This window comes from Sodalis-like endosymbiont of Proechinophthirus fluctus (genome assembly GCF_001602625.1).
GTDB lineage: Bacteria > Pseudomonadota > Gammaproteobacteria > Enterobacterales > Enterobacteriaceae.
Genome location: NZ_LECR01000092.1, coordinates 66488 through 67062, shown reverse-complemented (window position 1 = coordinate 67062; position 575 = coordinate 66488). Strand labels below are relative to the sequence as shown.

Sequence of the window (575 nt, the reverse complement as noted above, 5' to 3'; positions counted from 1 at the left end):
CCTGCCGAACGCGACAGGGAAAGATAGTTCAGGCCTACGTTGATCAGGAGCTTCAGCCGATCGCGGATCTCTTTCAATACTTTTTCAGCGATCTTGGCGCGCTGACCGCCGAGTTTTATGTCGTCGAAAAACGCCAGCGCATGGCTAATCCCCATCTCGGAAATTTCCGGCAGGGTGGTGTGCTCCACGAAAACGTGGCGGGCTTCGCGCCGCAGACGGGTCCCGACGCAGGTGGCGCATAGGCGGTTGCTGATATATTTGGCTAGCTCTTCCCGTACTGCGGTGGACTCGGTTTCCTTATAGCGGCGCTCCATGTTCGGCAGAACCCCTTCAAACGGGTGGCGACGCACCGAGGTGTCGCCGCGATCGTTGATATATTTAAATTCGATGTTTTCCTTGCCGGATCCGAAAAGAATTTTTTTTTGAACCGTCGGACTCAACGTATGGAACGGCGCCTCGACGTCGAACTTATAGTGTTCGGCCACCGAGCGTAGCATCTGGAAATAATAAAAGTTGCGCCGATCCCAGCCACGAATGGCGCCACCGGCCAGGGAGATGTCTTGATTTTGCAATAC

At 54.6% G+C, this 575-nt stretch carries 1 pseudogene; it reads right to left on the bottom strand.

The features are described from left to right. Positions 1-575: pseudogene (locus tag BG74_RS18625) on the bottom strand (excinuclease ABC subunit UvrA); the annotation flags it as partial.